This is a genomic window from Sphingomonas psychrotolerans (genome assembly GCF_002796605.1).
Taxonomy (GTDB): domain Bacteria; phylum Pseudomonadota; class Alphaproteobacteria; order Sphingomonadales; family Sphingomonadaceae; genus Sphingomonas; species Sphingomonas psychrotolerans.
The window spans coordinates 2,995,530-3,012,026 of the sequence record NZ_CP024923.1 but is presented as its reverse complement, the minus strand read 5'-3'; the positions used below and the strand labels follow the sequence as shown (position 1 = coordinate 3,012,026).

General features: G+C 65.5%; 24 protein-coding genes. 10 read left to right on the top strand and 14 right to left on the bottom strand.

From position 1 onward, the window contains the following. Positions 1-18 precede the first annotated feature (18 nt). From CVN68_RS13590 to CVN68_RS13565, 6 genes are all read right to left on the bottom strand, one after another. Complete coding sequence (locus tag CVN68_RS13590) at positions 19-495, bottom strand: DUF1579 domain-containing protein (protein WP_100282680.1); 477 nt, start codon at positions 493-495, stop codon at positions 19-21. A 71-nt stretch (positions 496-566) separates the two neighbouring features. Beyond that, positions 567-971, bottom strand: a complete 405-nt coding sequence (locus tag CVN68_RS13585) for a VOC family protein (RefSeq protein WP_233503344.1) — start codon at positions 969-971, stop codon at positions 567-569. Continuing rightward, a complete protein-coding gene (locus CVN68_RS13580; RefSeq protein WP_100282678.1) occupies positions 971-1,489 on the bottom strand; it encodes a 2'-5' RNA ligase family protein in 519 nt (172 codons plus the stop codon). The genes CVN68_RS13585 and CVN68_RS13580 overlap by 1 nt, the downstream gene beginning before the upstream one ends. Positions 1,490-1,547: 58 nt before the next feature. Beyond that, on the bottom strand, positions 1,548-2,489 hold the full coding sequence (locus CVN68_RS13575; protein ID WP_100282677.1) for a hypothetical protein: 942 nt from the start codon (positions 2,487-2,489) through the stop codon (positions 1,548-1,550). Between the two features lie 93 nt (positions 2,490-2,582). Then, positions 2,583-2,765 (bottom strand): DUF2442 domain-containing protein, encoded by a 183-nt coding sequence (locus tag CVN68_RS13570; RefSeq protein WP_233503716.1) that lies wholly within the window; start codon positions 2,763-2,765, stop codon positions 2,583-2,585. Between the two features lie 61 nt (positions 2,766-2,826). Continuing rightward, the gene (locus CVN68_RS13565; RefSeq protein ID WP_100284405.1) at positions 2,827-3,042 is read right to left on the bottom strand and encodes a DUF4160 domain-containing protein; all 216 of its coding nucleotides are present in this window, start codon (positions 3,040-3,042) and stop codon (positions 2,827-2,829) included. A 112-nt stretch (positions 3,043-3,154) separates the two neighbouring features. On the opposite strand from CVN68_RS13565, the gene relB reads away from it, so the two are divergent. Continuing rightward, positions 3,155-3,373 (top strand): type II toxin-antitoxin system RelB family antitoxin, encoded by a 219-nt coding sequence (relB, locus tag CVN68_RS13560; RefSeq protein ID WP_100284404.1) that lies wholly within the window; start codon positions 3,155-3,157, stop codon positions 3,371-3,373. Beyond that, on the top strand, positions 3,357-3,623 hold the full coding sequence (locus CVN68_RS13555) for a type II toxin-antitoxin system RelE family toxin (protein ID WP_100282675.1): 267 nt from the start codon (positions 3,357-3,359) through the stop codon (positions 3,621-3,623). The genes relB and CVN68_RS13555 overlap by 17 nt, the downstream gene beginning before the upstream one ends. A 94-nt stretch (positions 3,624-3,717) precedes the next feature. On the opposite strand, the gene CVN68_RS23235 is transcribed toward CVN68_RS13555, so the two are convergent. The 5 genes from CVN68_RS23235 to CVN68_RS13535 form a co-directional block, all read right to left on the bottom strand. Then, positions 3,718-4,971: a hypothetical protein gene (locus CVN68_RS23235; protein ID WP_158298883.1), complete on the bottom strand. Its 1,254-nt coding sequence runs from the start codon at positions 4,969-4,971 to the stop codon at positions 3,718-3,720. Positions 4,972-5,051: 80 nt separating this feature from the next. Continuing rightward, positions 5,052-6,947 carry a phosphomethylpyrimidine synthase ThiC gene (gene thiC, locus CVN68_RS13550; protein ID WP_100282674.1) on the bottom strand — a complete coding sequence of 632 codons (1,896 nt, stop codon included), beginning with the start codon at positions 6,945-6,947 and terminating at the stop codon, positions 5,052-5,054. A gap of 268 nt (positions 6,948-7,215) precedes the next feature. Next, positions 7,216-7,503 (bottom strand): hypothetical protein, encoded by a 288-nt coding sequence (locus CVN68_RS13545; RefSeq protein WP_100282673.1) that lies wholly within the window; start codon positions 7,501-7,503, stop codon positions 7,216-7,218. A 103-nt stretch (positions 7,504-7,606) separates the two neighbouring features. Beyond that, positions 7,607-7,774 (bottom strand): 50S ribosomal protein L33, encoded by a 168-nt coding sequence (gene rpmG, locus CVN68_RS13540; RefSeq protein WP_025560997.1) that lies wholly within the window; start codon positions 7,772-7,774, stop codon positions 7,607-7,609. A 123-nt stretch (positions 7,775-7,897) separates the two neighbouring features. Continuing rightward, positions 7,898-8,479 (bottom strand): DUF2059 domain-containing protein, encoded by a 582-nt coding sequence (locus CVN68_RS13535; RefSeq protein WP_158298882.1) that lies wholly within the window; start codon positions 8,477-8,479, stop codon positions 7,898-7,900. 73 nt (positions 8,480-8,552) lie between these two features. Between CVN68_RS13535 and CVN68_RS13530 the strand changes: the two genes are divergently transcribed. Together CVN68_RS13530 and CVN68_RS13525 are read left to right on the top strand one after the other, a co-directional pair. Next, positions 8,553-9,119, top strand: coding sequence for a TMEM165/GDT1 family protein (locus CVN68_RS13530; RefSeq protein WP_100282671.1), 567 nt, complete (start codon positions 8,553-8,555; stop codon positions 9,117-9,119). A 102-nt stretch (positions 9,120-9,221) separates the two neighbouring features. Then, positions 9,222-9,719, top strand: coding sequence for a Dps family protein (locus CVN68_RS13525; protein ID WP_100284403.1), 498 nt, complete (start codon positions 9,222-9,224; stop codon positions 9,717-9,719). Between the two features lie 47 nt (positions 9,720-9,766). Here the strand turns inward: CVN68_RS13525 and CVN68_RS13520 are convergent, their stop codons facing one another. Continuing rightward, on the bottom strand, positions 9,767-10,075 hold the full coding sequence (locus CVN68_RS13520) for a hypothetical protein (protein ID WP_100282670.1): 309 nt from the start codon (positions 10,073-10,075) through the stop codon (positions 9,767-9,769). A 158-nt stretch (positions 10,076-10,233) separates the two neighbouring features. On the opposite strand from CVN68_RS13520, the gene CVN68_RS13515 reads away from it, so the two are divergent. Next, positions 10,234-10,590, top strand: a complete 357-nt coding sequence (locus CVN68_RS13515) for a DUF1428 domain-containing protein (RefSeq protein ID WP_100282669.1) — start codon at positions 10,234-10,236, stop codon at positions 10,588-10,590. A 205-nt stretch (positions 10,591-10,795) separates the two neighbouring features. Here the strand turns inward: CVN68_RS13515 and CVN68_RS13510 are convergent, their stop codons facing one another. After that, entirely contained in the window at positions 10,796-11,635 is an 840-nt protein-coding gene (locus CVN68_RS13510; protein ID WP_100282668.1) for a metallophosphoesterase, read from the bottom strand. Positions 11,636-11,703: 68 nt separating this feature from the next. Between CVN68_RS13510 and CVN68_RS13505 the strand changes: the two genes are divergently transcribed. The 4 genes from CVN68_RS13505 to CVN68_RS23985 are packed head-to-tail and all read left to right on the top strand — an operon-like array spanning position 11,704 to position 15,471. Then, a complete protein-coding gene (locus CVN68_RS13505; protein WP_100282667.1) occupies positions 11,704-13,287 on the top strand; it encodes a cisplatin damage response ATP-dependent DNA ligase in 1,584 nt (527 codons plus the stop codon). 53 nt (positions 13,288-13,340) lie between these two features. Continuing rightward, a complete protein-coding gene (locus tag CVN68_RS13500) occupies positions 13,341-14,636 on the top strand; it encodes a metal-dependent hydrolase family protein (protein ID WP_100284402.1) in 1,296 nt (431 codons plus the stop codon). Then, positions 14,633-15,166 (top strand): hypothetical protein, encoded by a 534-nt coding sequence (locus tag CVN68_RS23990; RefSeq protein WP_233503343.1) that lies wholly within the window; start codon positions 14,633-14,635, stop codon positions 15,164-15,166. Before CVN68_RS13500 ends, CVN68_RS23990 begins: the two co-directional genes overlap by 4 nt. Then, entirely contained in the window at positions 15,118-15,471 is a 354-nt protein-coding gene (locus tag CVN68_RS23985) for an EamA family transporter (protein WP_233503342.1), read from the top strand. Before CVN68_RS23990 ends, CVN68_RS23985 begins: the two co-directional genes overlap by 49 nt. On the opposite strand, the gene CVN68_RS13490 is transcribed toward CVN68_RS23985, so the two are convergent. After that, positions 15,468-16,004 carry a TetR/AcrR family transcriptional regulator gene (locus CVN68_RS13490; RefSeq protein WP_100282666.1) on the bottom strand — a complete coding sequence of 179 codons (537 nt, stop codon included), beginning with the start codon at positions 16,002-16,004 and terminating at the stop codon, positions 15,468-15,470. The genes CVN68_RS23985 and CVN68_RS13490 overlap by 4 nt on opposite strands. A gap of 123 nt (positions 16,005-16,127) precedes the next feature. Between CVN68_RS13490 and CVN68_RS13485 the strand changes: the two genes are divergently transcribed. Continuing rightward, positions 16,128-16,484 carry a VOC family protein gene (locus tag CVN68_RS13485; protein WP_100282665.1) on the top strand — a complete coding sequence of 119 codons (357 nt, stop codon included), beginning with the start codon at positions 16,128-16,130 and terminating at the stop codon, positions 16,482-16,484. The last annotated feature ends 13 nt before the right edge of the window (positions 16,485-16,497 follow it).

Genomic DNA, 16,497 nt, shown 5'->3' with positions numbered 1-16,497 from the left:
GCGCCGGCGGGAGCGCGCTCAGGCGCGTTCGAAGTCCATCGTCCAGTTGGTTTCCCAGCTGGCGCCGCCATCGGCGGAAAGCGCCTGTTCCCAGCGCGGCGACGGGGTTTCGGTGCGCAGCCAGAGGAAGCGCATGCGGACGGGCGCGCCGTCCAGCACATCCTCGGCGTAGAAGCTGCCCACTTTGCGCTCGAACCGGCCGATGACGGGCGTGTCGAGCGCATGCGGGGCACGGCCGTCGAGCCACCAGATCGCCCAATTGCCGCTCGACGGGGCGTACGACCGGAGCGCGATCGCGCGGTAGCTGCCCGAGGGCAGATGGAGGAGATTGTCCTCGACATTGCCGTTGCCGCCGAGGATCGGGCGCTGCTCGCAAATGCCGGGGAATTCCTCCCAATCGGTGCAGCCGGCGAGCCGCGCCTTGAGCCGGCGATGCTGCACGCGCCAATTTCCCTGCTGGAAATCGAAATCGGGGCAATGTTCGGCTGGGGTCATGCGGCTTTCTCCGGCGAAAGAGTGCGCAGTCTGGCAGGGTCCGCGCGGCGTGGACAGGTGTGTGCGCTCGCTCAGCGGCGGTCGGCGAACGCCACCAGATCCCAGCGATTGCCATAGAGGTCCTCGAACACGGCGACCTTGCCGTAATCGTGGGTAGTCGGCTCGCGGACGAAGCGGACGCCCGCAGCGATGTAGGCGGCGTGGTCGCGATCGAAATCGTCGGTGGCGAGGAACAGGAAGACGCGGCCACCCGCCTGATCGCCGATAAAGGCCGCCTGCTCGGGCGTGGCCGCGCGGGCGAGGAGGATCGTGGTGGCGTTGGCCGCAGCGCCGGGCGGGCGGATGGTGACCCAGCGTTTGTTTTGCTCGGGCTGGTACGTGTCCTCGATCAGAATGAAACCGAGCTTGCCGATGTAGAAAGCGAGCGCTTCGTCATAGTCGCGGACGATCAGGGCGATGTGGGCGAGATGGGGCATTACCGTAATCCTGCGTCTGCGCGGAGCGGCCATCGCCCGTGCTCGATATGAGTGGTCTTGCCGACGATACTTTCGACCAGCGCGATCGAATCGACCGTCCAAGCGATCGGCGCGATCTTCTGGCTGCCGAGCCGGTCGCCGCGATAGTTGATCGTCACGTGCGGCTCGGGCGTGGTGCCGAGCATCATCGGGGCTTTGCGTTCCAGCAAATGGCGGATCAACGCCGCCTGGAGGGCGCGCGCTCCCGTCAGCGGCGCGCGGGTGCGCAGGGTGACGGCCTTGTGGTTCTCGATCCGGTCGAAGGCGAGCGGAAAGGCCGGGGCGTCGAAACTGTCGAGCGCGGCGATCACCGCCGAGAGCCATTCGGGCGGGGCGTAATGGAGATCGAACAGCGAAACCAGGGTGGCGTGGAGCAGGTCCGCGCCGCGGGAGGGATCGTTGCGCTGTAGCGCGGTAATCTGCGCCTGCACCGGCGGCGGGGGCTTGGCCATGATGTAGAGCGGGTTGCGGGCGCGCATGCCCGAGCCTTAGCAGAGGTGGCGACGCCGGACCAAAGTTGACACTGGCTTGACACTGTCACGTACCTTGCCGGCGGCGGCTGCGCGGGTACGCGTTGCTCGTCGGATCGAGGTGATAGCATAGGTCCGCGAACTCCGCGTCGGTCAGCTCGCCGCCAGCTTCGTCCTTCTTCAGCGCGGCGGCACCGCGCGCATCGCGCGCCGCGGCTTCTTCCGCCGCGCGCCGGTCATCGGACCTGGGCGTAGGCTGTTCGCCGAGAAAGTGCGGCAAGACGCCATCGGCCAGATCGGCGAGATGCAGCTCATGCGCCAAGGTCTCGGGATCGAGCAATTGTTCGGGCGGCGCCGGCAGAGCGGGCTCCATCGCACGGAGGCTTTCTTCCAGAACAGGCGTCCCCGCCGCCTGAGGCTCGGCCGACTCGTGCGGCGTGGCGCCGGGCGATCGGGCGCCGCCATAGCGTTGGGGCTTGAGGTGGCTGAGCAGATATTTGAGCAGGCGATTGTCGTGGACCAGCCGGGTGGCGATCACTTCGCCCTGCGCGCTGAGCACTTCCTGCTCGGTACCCTCGATCGCGCGTTCGAAGGCGATATCCTCGATCAGGCCACCGGCATGGTGGCGCGCCGCATCCCAGGCGCGCGCGAATGCGGCGCCATGCGGGCTGCGCCGCAGCTGATAGGCGCTCGCCCGCGACATGCCGACCGCCTTGGCCGCGACATTGACGAGGCCGGTATCGGCGAGCGTCTCGATGAAGCGGCGCTGCTTCTCCTCGGTCCAGCCGTCGGCGCGGGGGATGCGGCGGACGGGGACCCAGCGATAGTCGGCGGGGTCGTAGACTTCGGGCGGCGTGCCGGCATCGCCGGGCGCGGGCGGCACCGCGAGCGCATTGGCGCTTTCGGGCGGCGGGGCGCGATCGGGCGCGGGCGCCAGCTCGGCGAGGGTGACGGGATCGGCGGCACCAGCGGCGCGCGCGAAGGCGGCGGGGTCTGATCGCTTGCTCATCTACCAGCTTGGAGCAGATGAAATCCTACATTGGAAGAGGGTTTGTACTTTTTTTGTTCTTTTGCTGATCAGGTCGGCTGTCCGCCAGTAGACCTAAGCGCTTTTGTGCGCAGGGGCTCCGCGAAGGAGGCCTTCCGTACTCAGATCCTCGTCTATGTCCGGCCAATGAATTCCGAAGCCGCCTCCGGCCGGCTCCCAATGGCCACGTTGGGCTGGCGATGCCTTCAGGAGCCGGGGATACCATGCGAGGGGGACGGAAATGGTCCGTCCATCCATCAAATCGACGACGAGGCTGTCGGAATCGCAGCGCACATCGGCCACGCGCTCGTCCGTGATCCTAACCGAAATATTCATGCCACGCCTCCAGCAGCGCCGCGCGATGCTCCGCCACCAACGCCAATATGGCATTGATCTCCCTTGGGCGGAAGCCGCTGGCGTTGGCGAGTTCTACCGGATCGAGCCACGCCTTCAGCGTTGCACCGGCTTTGTCGACATGAACATGCGGCGGCTCATTCGGCTCGTGACTATAAAAGTAGAAGCGATATCCGTTCAGGCGAAGGACGGTCGGTACGAAACTCGCAACTGGCCGCGGCGCTTTTCACGAATGACGCATTCGTTGAAAGTGGCGCTCGAATGCTATACATGTATAGCAAGTGGAGGCGATCATGTTGGCAGTACGTCTGGATACCGAGACCGAAGCCCGGCTCGACGCGCTGGCGGCGCGGACGGGGCGTACCAAGACCTTCTATGCGCGCGAGGCGATTGCGGCGCATCTCGATGATCTCGAGGATTTCTACCTCGCCGAGGAGCGGCTGCGCGATTTCCGCGACGGCGACGCGATCCCGCTTGCCGATCTGAAGACCGAGCTTGGCCTGGAAGATTGAGTTCCTGCCCGAGGCGGCGAAGGAACTGAAGAAGCTCGACCGGACGGCGGCGGCGCGGATCATCAGGACGCTGGCGCAACGGATCGCAGTGCTGGACGACCCCCGCGCGCTGGGCTCAGCGCTGGTGGGGGATCATGCGGGCTATTGGCGCTGGCGGATCGGAGAGTATCGCGTGGTGGCGCGGATCGAGGATGCGCGGGTGCTGATCCTGGTGGTGCGCGTGGCGCATCGACGGGAGGTTTATCGGTGAGGCGGGGCTGTCGGCCATAATGCAGGCAGCGCTGGTGGTGACGCAGTGCCAAGTCAGTTTTCATTGGGACCGCGATCCCTTACCCGACGCTAGCTTAGCGCCACTGTCCCAAGTAGCGCTGGACTTCAGCTTCAGTCGCAGCGGGCTGGCTGAAGCGGCGACGCAATTTCGTCCAAGCCTCGGCGAGAGGGTGAACCAACGAACTTGTCTCTCCATCTAAGACACGAAATTCGTGCGTCACCTCGTTAACTAGAGCCATAGGCGGGTTGCCGATGAACGAGCGCCCCGGCCAGTGAAGGCCTTTTATTCCAGAGACGCCGACGCGGACACTAATCGGCGCCGTGCCGCCCCGGCCAATCAAGTCAGGGAGGGTATATCGAAGATACCTTGCCCAACCTTCCGTTACACCGCTCGCGTCTAATCTAAGTAAACCTTCCCATTCGGCCGTTATAGAGCGACGTATTGCCCATATCTCACCGGTACGGGGAAACCGAATAGTAAGCGCATGGACCCGTTCACTTTGCTCTACGATAACGCTGCCCGGATAGGTTAATATTCCATCGCTCGTATCCCCCCAACTGAAGCCGCCGCCACTCCACAAGAGCGTGTCGTGTAAATCGACATCGTCCGATCCTTTCCATTCCGTCGGCAAAATGCGCACAAAACTTGTTGGTGCTTCTGGAGTAGTTTTTGAGCCTGCCCCATGATCGGGCTCATTAATAAGAAAGGTGTGGCCGGCAGGGAACCACACGGAGGGATCACCTTCTCGGTGCGCGCGCCAAGGAAGGGGTGCAGGCGCCGCGATCGAAACACTTCGTAATATTATCTCCAGAGCATCTTGCAGATTGCGCGTTAGCGTTTCTCTAGCGGCCTTGAGATCACTTTTGGGAGCGCCTTCAGGAAGATGAAATGCGATCGGCCCGCGACGCCCTCGCATGTCAAAGGGAAGATCATCAGGTCCGCAGCCCGTAAATGCTGTGTTCCAAACTTGAATAATGCGTTCAGGGCCTAATGCCCTCTTCGCGTATCCCAACTCTATCAAAACGTTGGGATTAGCGACGTGCTTTGCTCTTTTTCCATCATCAGGCGACGAAATAGCAATAGGGGTTACGTCGGCAACGAAGGCAGTCGCCGCCTCAATCTTTCGGAGAATAGTCGCTGCGATATCGGGCGAGCCCCCGACGTCTTTGGTATCATGATCTAACGCGATTTTCTCGTCATCTGGTCTAGCGGCGTCCTCTACGGTGCTCGCTAGAGAACGAATGGCATCGGCCAAAGCATCACGAATTAAACCACGTGTCTCTCGCGAGGACCTGTCACTTTGCCACGACCAAAAAATAGTTGGCATAGAGCCTCCTCACGCAAGAATATTTGATGGCACCGAGAGGTAAATACAAGATCCGTGAGGATTGTTACTTCTCAACCAACTCAATCGTGCTCCCTACCCCGAGCTCCCATATACAGCTCGCTCCCGCTCTCCTTGAACACCCGGCTCATCTCTTCCATCCCCTTGAGCGCCGCGGCCTTGCTCGCCGCTGCAGTCTCCGCGCCCGTCGGCCCGGTGGCGAGGAAGCCTTCGACGCCCTGGTTCTGCTTCTTGGCGAAGTCGCGCACTTCCTGCGAAATCTGCATCGAGCAAAATTTCGGCCCACACATCGAGCAGAAATGCGCGGTCTTGGCCCCTTCGGCGGGGAGCGTCTGGTCGTGATATTCCTCGGCGGTGTCGGGATCGAGCGACAGGTTGAACTGGTCGCGCCAGCGGAACTCGAAGCGCGCCTTTGACAAAGCATTGTCGCGGACCTGCGCGGCGGGGTGGCCCTTGGCGAGATCGGCGGCGTGGGCGGCGAGCTTGTAGGTCACCACGCCGACCTTGACGTCGTCGCGGTCGGGGAGGCCGAGATGCTCCTTGGGGGTGACGTAACAGAGCATCGCAGTGCCGTACCAGCCGATCATCGCGGCGCCGATGCCGCTGGTGATGTGGTCGTAGCCCGGCGCGATATCGGTGGTGAGCGGCCCGAGCGTGTAGAAGGGCGCCTCGCCGCAGACCTCGAGCTGCTTGTCCATATTCTCCTTGATCTTGTGCATCGGCACATGGCCGGGGCCTTCGATCATCACCTGGACGTCCTGCTTCCACGCGCGGTGGGTGAGCTCGCCCAAGGTGTAGAGCTCGCTGAACTGGGCTTCGTCATTGGCGTCGGCGATGCTGCCGGGGCGCAGGCCATCGCCGAGCGAATAGGCGATGTCATAGGCCTTCATGATCTCGGTGATCTCGTCGAAGCGCTCGTAGAGGAAGCTCTCCTTGTGGTGCGCGAGGCACCATTTCGCCATGATGCTGCCGCCGCGCGAGACGATGCCGGTGACGCGCTTCGCCGCCATCGGGATGTAGCCGAGCCGCACGCCGGCATGGATGGTGAAATAGTCGACGCCCTGCTCGGCCTGCTCGATCAAAGTGTCGCGGAAGATCTCCCAGGTGAGGTCCTCGGCGACACCGCCGACCTTTTCGAGCGCCTGATAGATCGGGACAGTGCCGATCGGGACGGGGGAGTTGCGGAGAATCCATTCGCGGGTGTCGTGGATGTTGCGCCCGGTGGAGAGGTCCATCACCGTGTCCGCGCCCCAGCGGATCGACCAGACCATCTTGTCGACTTCGGCGGCGACGTTCGAGGCGACCGCGCTGTTGCCGATATTGGCGTTGATCTTGACGAGGAAATTGCGGCCGATCGCCATCGGCTCGGACTCGGGGTGGTTGATGTTGTTGGGGATGATCGCGCGGCCGCGCGCCACTTCGTCGCGGACGAATTCGGGGGTGACGTAATCGGGGATGGAAGCGCCGAAGCTCTCGCCGTCGCGTGCATATTCGGCGAGGCGCTCGCGGCCGAGATTCTCGCGGACCGCGACATATTCCATCTCGGGGGTGATGATGCCGCGGCGGGCGTAATACATCTGGCTGACATTGGCGCCGGGCTTGGCGCGCAAGGGGCGCTTGATCACGTTGGGGAAGGGCTCGACGCCGCCGCTGCGGTCGGGGCCGAGCTGGCCATTATCCTCGGGGCGGACTTGCCGGGCTTCGATCTGCTCGACATCGCCGCGGCCGAGGATCCAGTCGCGGCGGAGCGCGGGAAGGCCGGCCTTGATGTCGATGCGGGCGTCCGGATCGGTGTACGGGCCCGAGGTGTCGTAGACGCGGACCGGGGCCTCGCCCGAGCTGGGATCGAGATGGATCTCGCGCATCTTGACGCCGAGCGGGCCGACATGGATCTTCTTCGAGCCGCGGATCGGGCCGGTGGTTACGCCGATTTCGGTGCGTGCGGGGAGGTCGGCCATCGTGTCTTCTCCATTTGGGGAGAAAACGGACCTCATGTCGGGGTGCCGCTCCCTCCCTACGCCGGTGTCAGCCGGATCAGGTTCAGCGGGTCGAGGGCTGCGGCCCTCCTCTCAACCGCAGCGTGGGCGCCCATCAAAGGTTTACTTTGATGGGAACCCGTCAGCGGTCCCCCGGGGATGCCGTGGTCTTAGGCCGATGCGGGCAGGAGGGGAAACGAAAAAGGGCGCCAGCCTCGCGGCCGGCGCCCTCTCATGCCCTGCAGGCGGATTACATGTGGTTGGCGACCTGCTGCTCGACGCGGGCGTCGTCATTGTCGTCGGCCTTGTCGGCCGCGGCCTCGCCGCGATCCTCGACATTGTCGGCCTGCGCTTCGAGCGAATCGTGGAGCTGGTCGTTGCCCGCGGCCGCGGCGGCATCGGCCTGGTTCTCGAGCGCGTCCGAGTGATTCTCGGCCGCAGCCTCGATATTGTCGGCGGCCTTGTCGTCGGCATTGCCGCCGCATGCGCCGAGCGCGAGCAGACCGGCAATGGCGGTCGCCTTGAGCAGAAACTTCATCGGGTTCCCCTTATGGTTGCGTGGGCCGGCTGGAGCCGGGCCTCGCGCACCAATCGCCGAAACCGCGTGAGGTTCCGGATGCAGGGCCGGGGAGGCCCTGCGCTTACTTGATCTTGGCTTCCTTGAACTCGACATGCTTGCGCACGACGGGATCATATTTGCGGAAGGAGAACTTCTCGGTCTGCGTGCGGGGATTCTTCTTCGTGACGTAGAAGAAACCCGTGTCCGCCGTGCTGACGAGCTTGATCTTGACAGTGGTCGGCTTGGCCATGACCCGAAACCCTTGAATCGTGCGAAAAGAAATAGCGGCACGCGCAGGCGCACCGCTGTCAGGCCGCGGCGGATGCGCGAGTCTCGGGGAAAAGTCAAGAAGCGGCGGGCACCGGCCAGGCGTCTAGTCGCTTTTCTTCGCCTCGGCGGCGAGCTTGTCGGTGAGGGCGACCATGCGCTGCTGCATCCCGGCGATCGTTTCGGTCATCATCGAACGCTGGACCGCCATCAGATCGGGATCGGTCATGATCGTCGGCGCCAGCTCGACATAAGCGCGTCCTGCGGGCGTTTGGAAGAACGTGTCGAGAGCTTGCAACTGATCGAGCGTGAAGCGCCGGGCATAAGCCCGGGCCATCGCGTCGAACATTGCCGGCATCGATGTCTTGAGCGCGGCGATCGAACGCTCGAATTCGTCCTTCATGAAGCCTTCGAAGGTGGCCACCAATTTCGGATTCTCGGTCTTGGCATCCGCGAACAGCGGGCCGTTGAACATCGTGTCGCGAACGTTCTGCATCATCGGCCGTACCATCTGCTCGACCATCGCGTCGCGCCTGTCGGCCGGCATCACCCGCTCCATGAGCGCCGTCGCCGCGGCAAGCCGGGCGGGTTCGGGCGCGGCAACCGCCGATGGTGCGGCCTGGGCCTGGGCAGAACCGTTGGAGAAGCAAGCCGCGAGCGCGGCGGCGATGGCAAGCGAACGAAGCATCGTATTCCTCAAATCCTGCCGCTGGTCGACGGGCGCGTTGCTCGTGCCAGCACAATGTGACGATATGGCAGCCATGGAAGCCCTCGTCCCCGCCTTTTTGCTCGCCTTGCTCGCCCAGCCCGCCGACCGGCCGGCGTTGCTGACGGCGATCCTTGCCGATCGCTTCGGGCGGCCGATTACGGTCGCGCTTGCCGCAGGGCTGGCGCACGGTGTCGGCAGCCTGCTCGCCGCGCTGGCCGGGACGGCAGTGGGACCGACGCTCACTCCCGAGGCACAGTCGCTGCTGCTCGCGGTCGCCCTGGTAGCGGGCGCAATCACCGGCGTGATCCGCACGCGGCTGCCGAGCCGGCTCGACCGGTGGCACTTCGGACCGTGGCTCACGCCATTGCTGGGGGTGTTCGTGCTCGCGCTCGGCGAGCAGACGCAATTCTTCACCTTCGCGTTGGCGGCCGGCGGCGCGCCGTGGCTGGCGGCGACGGGAGCCACGCTCGGCGCGGTCGTCGTGGCGTTCGTTGCCGCGACCCTCGGCGAGGCCGGGTGGACCCGGCTGCCGCTGCGCTGGCTGCGTTATGCGGCGTCTCTGCTATTCCTGATCGCGGGGATCGTCATCGGGCTCGGCGCGTTGCGGCTGACGGGCTGATCGAAGGGGCTGATCGCAGTCATCGAAATTTGCCGTGGCAGCGCCCGGAGCCAACCCTATATCGGGCTCGTTGGGCAACCGTATCGTTTTCCGGAGGACATGATGGCAGATACCAAGGCGGCGCTACAGACGCCCACCGACCTCAATCGCAACGACACCAAAAGCGTCGCGGACGCGCTGAACAGTGCGCTGGCGGACAGCTTCGCGCTCTACTTCAAGACCAAGAATTTCCATTGGCACGTCTCGGGGCCGCATTTCCGCGACTATCACCTGCTGCTCGACGATCAGGCGGCGCAGATCTACGGCGTCACCGATGCGATCGCCGAGCGGGTGCGCAAGACCGGCAACGTCACGATCCGCTCGATCGGCGACATCGCGCGCCGCCAGACGATCAAGGACAATGATGCGGAGTTCGTCGCGCCCGGCGACATGCTCGCCGAACTGCGCGACGACAATCTCAAGCTGGTCGAGAGCTTCCGCGTCGTGAAGCAGGCGGCCGAGGATGCCGGCGACAACGCCACCAGCGGAATCGTCGACGAATGGACCGACCAGGCCGAGGAACGCGCCTGGTTCCTGTTCGAAGCCAGCCGCAAGGGCTGAACATCAAGGGCCGGGGCGATCCCCCGGCCCTTTCGATTCCGAACCGGTTACTTGATCGCGGCGAGGTCGGTTTCGACCTTCTTGAGCTGTTCGTCGGTGAGCTTGCCGCCCGACATCGGCTGCACGGCGCGCAGGCTCATGCTCTTGAACATGTCATAGGACGGATGCGCGGTCACCCCGGGCAGGTCAGCGTCGAGCACGGCCTTCGCCTTGGGATCGGCGACCAGCGCCTCGATCGGGGTATCGAGATTGAATTTCGCGGCCGTGGTTGCAGTGGCGGGAGCAGGCGCGGTCTGGGCGAACGCGCCCGGCGTGAGAAACGCAAGTGCGGCGGCGGCCGAAGCGATGAACTTCATGTGAGCGGAACCCTCTTCCCAAAGCCGGCCTTGCTGCCGGCGGCGCGAGCTTAGCCGCAACTTTGTGGCGGCGCCATGAACAGCGGGTGAAGCCTCGTTTCGACTCTGCCGCCAGCTGTGGCAGTCTCGCCGGTCCAACCACAAGAAGGACGTGCATCATGTATGTCTGCGGCCTCGTGATCCCCGTACCGGGCGAACGGATCCATGCCTATCGCCAATGGGCCGAGAACGGCGCGGCCTTCTTCAAGGAATATGGCTGCCTCGAAATCGTGGAATGCTGGGAGGATCTGGTGCCTGAGGGCAAGCAGACCGACTTCCGTCGCGCGGTCGCCGCGCAAGCGGGCGAGAAGATCGTCTTCACCTGGCAGATCTGGCCCGACAAGGCGTTTTTCCAAGCGGCCGAAGCCAGGATGCACGAGGATCCGCGGATGGACAGCGCAGGCGAGCCGCCCTTCGATGCCCGGCGGCTGATCCTCGGTTGCTTCGTGCCGATCGTCTCGATGGGGCGGGGCTGATTTCGTCTGCGGCGAGGCGCTTGTGCGTATCGGGAAGGAGTCGGCACAGCTCGCCACCTACCGATCGTCACCCCGGACTTGTTCCGGGGTCCACCGCACCGCGAGAGCCGGCGTTGAGCCTCTATCGCGTCGCTTGCCGCCTGGTGGACCCCGGACCAAGTCCGGGGTGACGACAGACTTCTGGTAGCCTGAATATCTATACGTCCTATCGCCCCGGTGCTGGTCCGAGCGTCAACAACCACAGGTCCGGCGGCGCGTTGAAGCGGAAGGGTATGGTGCCGCCGATGCCTCCGGTGACCACCACGGTGCGGGTGCCCTCGCGGATCACGCCGCAACGATAGCGGTCCTGATAGCGCGAGACCGGATCGAGCGACCCGTAAAAGGGGATGACCGCCTGTCCGCAATGGGTGTGGCCGGCGAGGAGCAACGGGAAGTCCGACGGCAGCTGGGGTGCGATGTCGGGCGAATGGGTGAGCACCAGTTTCGCCCCCGGCAGCTTGCGCGCTGCGGCGAGCGTAGGAGCGGTCCGCGCATGCTCCGAATAATCGTCGTCCACTGCGGCGATCGCCAGCGGCCCACGCGCCGTCGCCTGGTTCGCGAGCGAGGTCACTCCGGCCGCCTCGAGCGCGCTGCGCACTGCGCCGAGCCCGGTCCAGTGATCGTGATTGCCGGGCACCGCCACGACCCCGAGCCGCGCGCGCAGGCCCTTTAGCGGCGCGAGCGTGGCCGTCGCCGTCGCCGCGTCGACGGGCTCGTGACCCGGCAGGAAATCCCCGGCGATGAGGATGAGATCGGGCCGCAACTCGTTCACCTGCGCCACCACCCGCCGGAATCTTGCGGGCGTGACGGCAAGGTTTCCGGCATGCAGGTCACTCAGCAGCACTATCCGGAGCGGCGGCGCGCCCGCGGGCCAATCGCGCATCGCGATCGCAGCCTCGCGCACGACAGGATCGCGCCGAGCCTCCACGAAGCTGTAGCCTGCGACCGCCAACAGCACGAAGACTACGCCCGCAAGGACGGACAATACCGGGTTGCGCCTGATCATCGTGCCTCCTTGTCGATCCCGCCACTTCGTAACGGGAGCGCAAGCGTCATGCCATGCGTTGCCGAACCATGCGCGCCTTTGCCGATCTGCTCGATGCCCTCATCTACACCCGCTCGCGCAACGCCAAATTGCGGCTGATCGGCGATTATCTGGTCGGCACTCCCGATCCCGATCGCGGCTGGGCGATGGCGGCGCTGACCGGCAGCCTTGATCTGCCGGCGGTCAAGCCGGCGCTGATCCGGGCGCTGATCGAGGAGCGCGTCGATCCGGTACTGTTCGCGCTCAGCCGCGATTTCGTCGGCGATTCGGCCGAGACGGTGGCCTTGCTATGGCCCGAGCCCGAGGGCGAGAAAGTGGTGGCGGCGGCGCTGACGCTTTCGGAAGTGGTGCAGGTGCTCGGCACCATCTCGAAGTCCGACGCGCCGGCCGCACTGGCGTCGATGCTCGACCGGCTCGAGGCGGACGAGCGCTTCGCGTTGCTCAAGCTGGCCACCGGCGGCCTCAGGGTCGGGGTCTCGGCGCGGCTGGCCAAGACCGCGCTGGCGCAGGCGTTCGGGCTCGATGTCGATGCGGTCGAAGAGGTGTGGCACGGGCTGATGCCGCCTTATGCCCCGTTGTTCGATTGGGCCGAGGGGCGCGGAACGCAGCCGACGCCCGAGAACGTGCCCGTGTTCCGCCCGTTCATGCTCGCGCATCCGCTGGAAGAGACGCAGGTCAGCCTCGACGATTATGCCGCCGAGTGGAAGTGGGACGGAATCCGCGTCCAGCTCGTCCATGTCGCCGGCGAGACCCGGCTCTACAGCCGCGCCGGCGACGACATCACCCACAGTTTCCCCGAAGTAGCGCGCGCGTTCGCCACGCCGGGCGTGCTCGACGGCGAATTGTTGGTGAAGGGGACCGCACAGGGTGGTGAGGGCGGCGCGGGGAGCTTCAATGCGCTCCAGCAGCGGCTGGGGCGGAAATTGGTCTCGGCGAAGACGCTGGAGGAATATCCGGCGTTCGTGCGGCTCTACGACATATTGTTCGATCGCGCCGAGGATTTGCGTGCTTTGCCTTGGTCGGAACGGCGGAGGCGGCTGGAGGCGTATGCCGCCGGGCTCGATGCCGGGCGGTTCGACGTCTCGGCGGTGATCGAGGCGGCGAGCTTCGAGGCGCTCGAGGAAATCCGCGCCGGCGCACGCGACGCGGCGATCGAGGGGGTGATGCTCAAGCGGCGCGATTCGCCGTATGTCGGCGGGCGGCGCGCGGGTTTGTGGTACAAATGGAAGCGCGATCCGCTCAACGCCGATTGCGTGCTGATGTATGCCCAGCGCGGCAACGGCAAACGCAGCTCCTTTTATTCGGACTTCACTTTCGGCGCGTGGACCGACGCGGGCGAACTGCTGCCGGTGGGCAAGGCTTATTTCGGCTTCACCGATGAAGAGCTGAAGTGGCTCGACCACCATGTCCGCAACCATACGGTCAATCGCTTCGGCCCGGTGCGCGAGATCGACAAGTCGCTGGTGCTCGAAGTGGCGTTCGATTCGATCCACGAATCAAAGCGCCACAAATCGGGGCTGGCGATGCGCTTCCCGCGGATCAGCCGGATCCGCATCGACAAGCCGGCGCGCGAGGCCGACACGATCGCCGGCTTGCGCAAGCTGGTGACCTGAGCCCTCGACTTCGCCGGCCCGTGCAATAAGGTTGGCGAAAAGGGGAGATGCGCATGATCCGCAAACTGGTTGCCGCCGCCGCCTTGCTAGCCGGCGCGCCGCCGGCGCTGGCGCAAACCTATGCGATCCAGGCCGGGCATCTGATCACGGATGCGGCCAAGCCCGCGCGTGGGCCTTCGACGGTGATCGTCGAGAAGGGACGGATCGTGCGAGTCGAGGACGGCGCTACTGCGCCCGCCGGCGCGACGGTAGTCGATATGCGCGGCAAGACGGTGCTGCCCGGGCTGATCGACGTCCATGTCCATCTGACGATGAATGCCGGCGAACCCTGGTATCAGGGGCTGACCACCAAATATTCGGAGGCCTATGCGACCACGGTCGGGCTCAGGAACGCGCTGATCACGGCGCGCGCGGGCTTCACCACGGTGCGCGATCTCGGCGGCGGGATGAATGCCAGCGCTGCGCTGCGCGACGTGATCGCCGAGGGCGGCTTTCCCGGGCCGCGCATCCTCGTCTCGGGGCCGGCGCTGTCGATCATCGGCGGACATGGCGACATGACCGCGGGGCTGGCGCCCGAGCTGCGCGACGCGATCGAACATCGCGGCACCCAATATTGGGTGTGCACCGGCGCGGCCGAATGCGCCACGGCAGTGCGCAAGCTCGCCGCGGCGGGAGCCGACGCGATCAAGTTCCACGCCACCGGCGGGGTGCTCGATCCCGGCGCATTGGGGCTCGAACAGCATTTCACCGATGCCGAGATGAAGGCGATCTGCGACACCGCGCATGAGATGCACCGCAAATGCGCCGCCCACGCGCACGGCGCGCGCGGGATCGAGGCGGCGGTGCGCGCCGGAGTCGATTCGATCGAGCACGGCACCTTCGCCGACGATACCGACGTCCAGCTGATGAAGACCAAAGGGACGTACTTCTCGGCGACGTTGATGGCGTTCAGCGGGCTCAAAATGTATCTCGGCAAGGGCATCTTCAGCCCGAATAGCGAGATCAAGGCACGCCAGACGCTGGACCAATGGGGCAAGGCGCTTGGCCGCGCCTACAAGGCCGGAGTCAAGATCGCGCTCGGCACCGACGCCGCGGTCTATCCGCACGGCCGCAACGGCGAAGAGATCGGGCTGATGGTGTCGAAGGCCGGGATGACGCCGCGCGACGCGCTGATCGCCGCGACCAAAGGCGGGGCCGATTTGCTCGGGCTTTCCGCCGAGACCGGCACGCTCGAGCCGGGCAAATCGGCCGATCTGATCGCAGTCGACGGCGACCCGCTGAGCGATCCCGCGGCGGTGCTCCACATCGGCTATGTCATGGTCGCCGGCAAGCCGATCCCGATGCAGTGAGAGCGGAAACGCTCGCCCCGGCGATGATGATCGCCTCGGGCTCGATCCATGCGATCGTCAATGCGATCCTGAAGGGCGGCAAGGACAAGATGGCCGGGCGCGCGCTGATCGACGGATCGAGCGCCTTGCTGCTGCTGCCGGCGACCTTGCTGGTGCCGCTGCCGCATGGGGCGTGGGGCTGGCTCATCTTGAGCGCCGCTATCCATTGCCTCTATCTCTATGCGCTCGTCCGCGCCTTTGAGACGAGCGACTTTTCCGCGGCCTACCCGGTCATGCGCGGCGCCGCGCCGCTGCTCACAGCGTGTCTGGCGATCGGCGTCTTCGGCGAAGCCGCTTCTGCCGGGGAGCTCGCCGGCATCGCCGTGATGGGCGGTGCCATCGCCACGCTGGCGATCGGGCGCCACCTGGCGCGTGCGGGGCTCGTCTGGGCATTGCTCACCGCCGCGATGATCGGGTGCTATACCGTCGCCGACGCCCGGGGGTGCGTGCGGTTCCGCAGCCGGCGAGCTACATCGTCTGGTCGTTCGTGATTTCGGGTGCGGCGATCGTCACGATGTTCGCGTTGCTTTCGCGCGGGCGTATCTTCGCGGCGGCGCAGACCCAGTGGCGGGCTGGTGCCGTTGCGGGGGCGCTGTCGATCGTCACCTACGGGCTGGCGCTCAGTGCCTTCGCGCTCGGACCGACGGCACCGCTGGCGGCGCTGCGGGAGACGGGGATGGTGACCGCGCTGCTGATCGCGACGTTCGTGCTCAAGGAGCGCGTTACCGCAGGTCGGGCGATCGGCGTGTTGGGGATATTGGGCGGCGCGGTGTTGATCCTGACCGGGCGCGCTTAGTCCGGATCGTCCAGCAGCCGCGCGCAGGCGATCATCCGGGCTGCGAGTTCGGCGGCGGGGCAGGCGGCTTCGCCTCTTATCCACGTTCGGAGCATCGCCAGTTGCGCGGCGGCGGCCGCGATTGTCGGCATCGCCGCCGGCGCGGGAAGCCGTGCCGCGATCAGCGCGGCAAGCCGGCGCTGAAGCCGGTCGCCGGTACGGCCCTCGAAAAGCACGCGGGCGATCGCGCGCTGGTCCCAGACATGGTCGAGCGTCGCGCGCACCTGCACCTGGCTCGCGCGGCCGAGCGCAGCGCTGGCGAGCGTGTGCAGGATCGGCTCGACCGCCGACACAAGGACTTCCTCCTTGCTGCGGAAATGCTCGTAGAAGGTCGAGCGGCCGACACCGGCGGCGGCGATCAGGTCGGCGGTGCGGATCACGTCGTAGCGCCGGCTGAGCGCGAGCGCCGTGAAAGCGCCGAGAATCGCGGCTCTGGTGCGCCTCGCGCGGGGATCGACGTCGGCCTGGTCCATGCTGTCGGAACCGTAGCGCATCGCGCCGCGGCGGCGACGGACTTTTGGGCCGCTGTGTCCGGAAGCGGCGACTTGGGGCGAGTTCGAACTCGCGCGGGGCGAGTCGCCGGTGCAGGGTAGGGTGACAATTTCGGGAGTGGACGAATGAGCGAAGCGCACCGCGTGGTGGCGATCCTGCCGAGCGACGATCTGGATGCGAGCGAGCGATTCTATCAGCGGCTAGGGTTCGAAGTGGTCAGCGACCACGGCCATTACCGCATCCTCGCGGACGGGCGCGGCTGGCACCTTCATCTCAATCGCATGAAAGGCTGGCCGGCGAAACTGGAGGACAACCCCTTCGGGCTCTATCTCTATGTCGAGGATGTCGACGCCGTGGCGGAGCGGGTTCGCGAATTGATCATCGAGCCCGGCGCGCCGCACCGCAAGCCGTGGGGAACCTATGAATTCGCAGTGAGCGATCCGAGCGGGACCTTGGTACGGGTAGGACGGATTCTGGAATAGGACAGCGACGGGG

Bases quoted from the DNA above. Each gene is read 5' to 3' on its own strand.
- CVN68_RS13590 (WP_100282680.1), bottom strand. From the start codon at position 495: ATGACCCCAGCCGAACATTGCCCCGATTTCGATTTCCAGCAGGGAAAT.
- CVN68_RS13585 (WP_233503344.1), bottom strand. From the start codon at position 971: ATGCCCCATCTCGCCCACATCGCCCTGATCGTCCGCGACTATGACGAA.
- CVN68_RS13580 (WP_100282678.1), bottom strand. From the start codon at position 1,489: ATGCGCGCCCGCAACCCGCTCTACATCATGGCCAAGCCCCCGCCGCCG.
- CVN68_RS13575 (WP_100282677.1), bottom strand. From the start codon at position 2,489: ATGAGCAAGCGATCAGACCCCGCCGCCTTCGCGCGCGCCGCTGGTGCC.
- CVN68_RS13570 (WP_233503716.1), bottom strand. From the start codon at position 2,765: ATGGATGGACGGACCATTTCCGTCCCCCTCGCATGGTATCCCCGGCTC.
- relB (WP_100284404.1), top strand. From the start codon at position 3,155: ATGTTGGCAGTACGTCTGGATACCGAGACCGAAGCCCGGCTCGACGCG.
- CVN68_RS23235 (WP_158298883.1), bottom strand. From the start codon at position 4,971: ATGCCAACTATTTTTTGGTCGTGGCAAAGTGACAGGTCCTCGCGAGAG.
- thiC (WP_100282674.1), bottom strand. From the start codon at position 6,947: ATGGCCGACCTCCCCGCACGCACCGAAATCGGCGTAACCACCGGCCCG.
- CVN68_RS13545 (WP_100282673.1), bottom strand. From the start codon at position 7,503: ATGAAGTTTCTGCTCAAGGCGACCGCCATTGCCGGTCTGCTCGCGCTC.
- rpmG (WP_025560997.1), bottom strand. From the start codon at position 7,774: ATGGCCAAGCCGACCACTGTCAAGATCAAGCTCGTCAGCACGGCGGAC.
- CVN68_RS13535 (WP_158298882.1), bottom strand. From the start codon at position 8,479: ATGCTTCGTTCGCTTGCCATCGCCGCCGCGCTCGCGGCTTGCTTCTCC.
- CVN68_RS13530 (WP_100282671.1), top strand. From the start codon at position 8,553: ATGGAAGCCCTCGTCCCCGCCTTTTTGCTCGCCTTGCTCGCCCAGCCC.
- CVN68_RS13525 (WP_100284403.1), top strand. From the start codon at position 9,222: ATGGCAGATACCAAGGCGGCGCTACAGACGCCCACCGACCTCAATCGC.
- CVN68_RS13520 (WP_100282670.1), bottom strand. From the start codon at position 10,075: ATGAAGTTCATCGCTTCGGCCGCCGCCGCACTTGCGTTTCTCACGCCG.
- CVN68_RS13515 (WP_100282669.1), top strand. From the start codon at position 10,234: ATGTATGTCTGCGGCCTCGTGATCCCCGTACCGGGCGAACGGATCCAT.
- CVN68_RS13510 (WP_100282668.1), bottom strand. From the start codon at position 11,635: ATGATCAGGCGCAACCCGGTATTGTCCGTCCTTGCGGGCGTAGTCTTC.
- CVN68_RS13505 (WP_100282667.1), top strand. From the start codon at position 11,704: ATGCGCGCCTTTGCCGATCTGCTCGATGCCCTCATCTACACCCGCTCG.
- CVN68_RS13500 (WP_100284402.1), top strand. From the start codon at position 13,341: ATGATCCGCAAACTGGTTGCCGCCGCCGCCTTGCTAGCCGGCGCGCCG.
- CVN68_RS13490 (WP_100282666.1), bottom strand. From the start codon at position 16,004: ATGCGCTACGGTTCCGACAGCATGGACCAGGCCGACGTCGATCCCCGC.
- CVN68_RS13485 (WP_100282665.1), top strand. From the start codon at position 16,128: ATGAGCGAAGCGCACCGCGTGGTGGCGATCCTGCCGAGCGACGATCTG.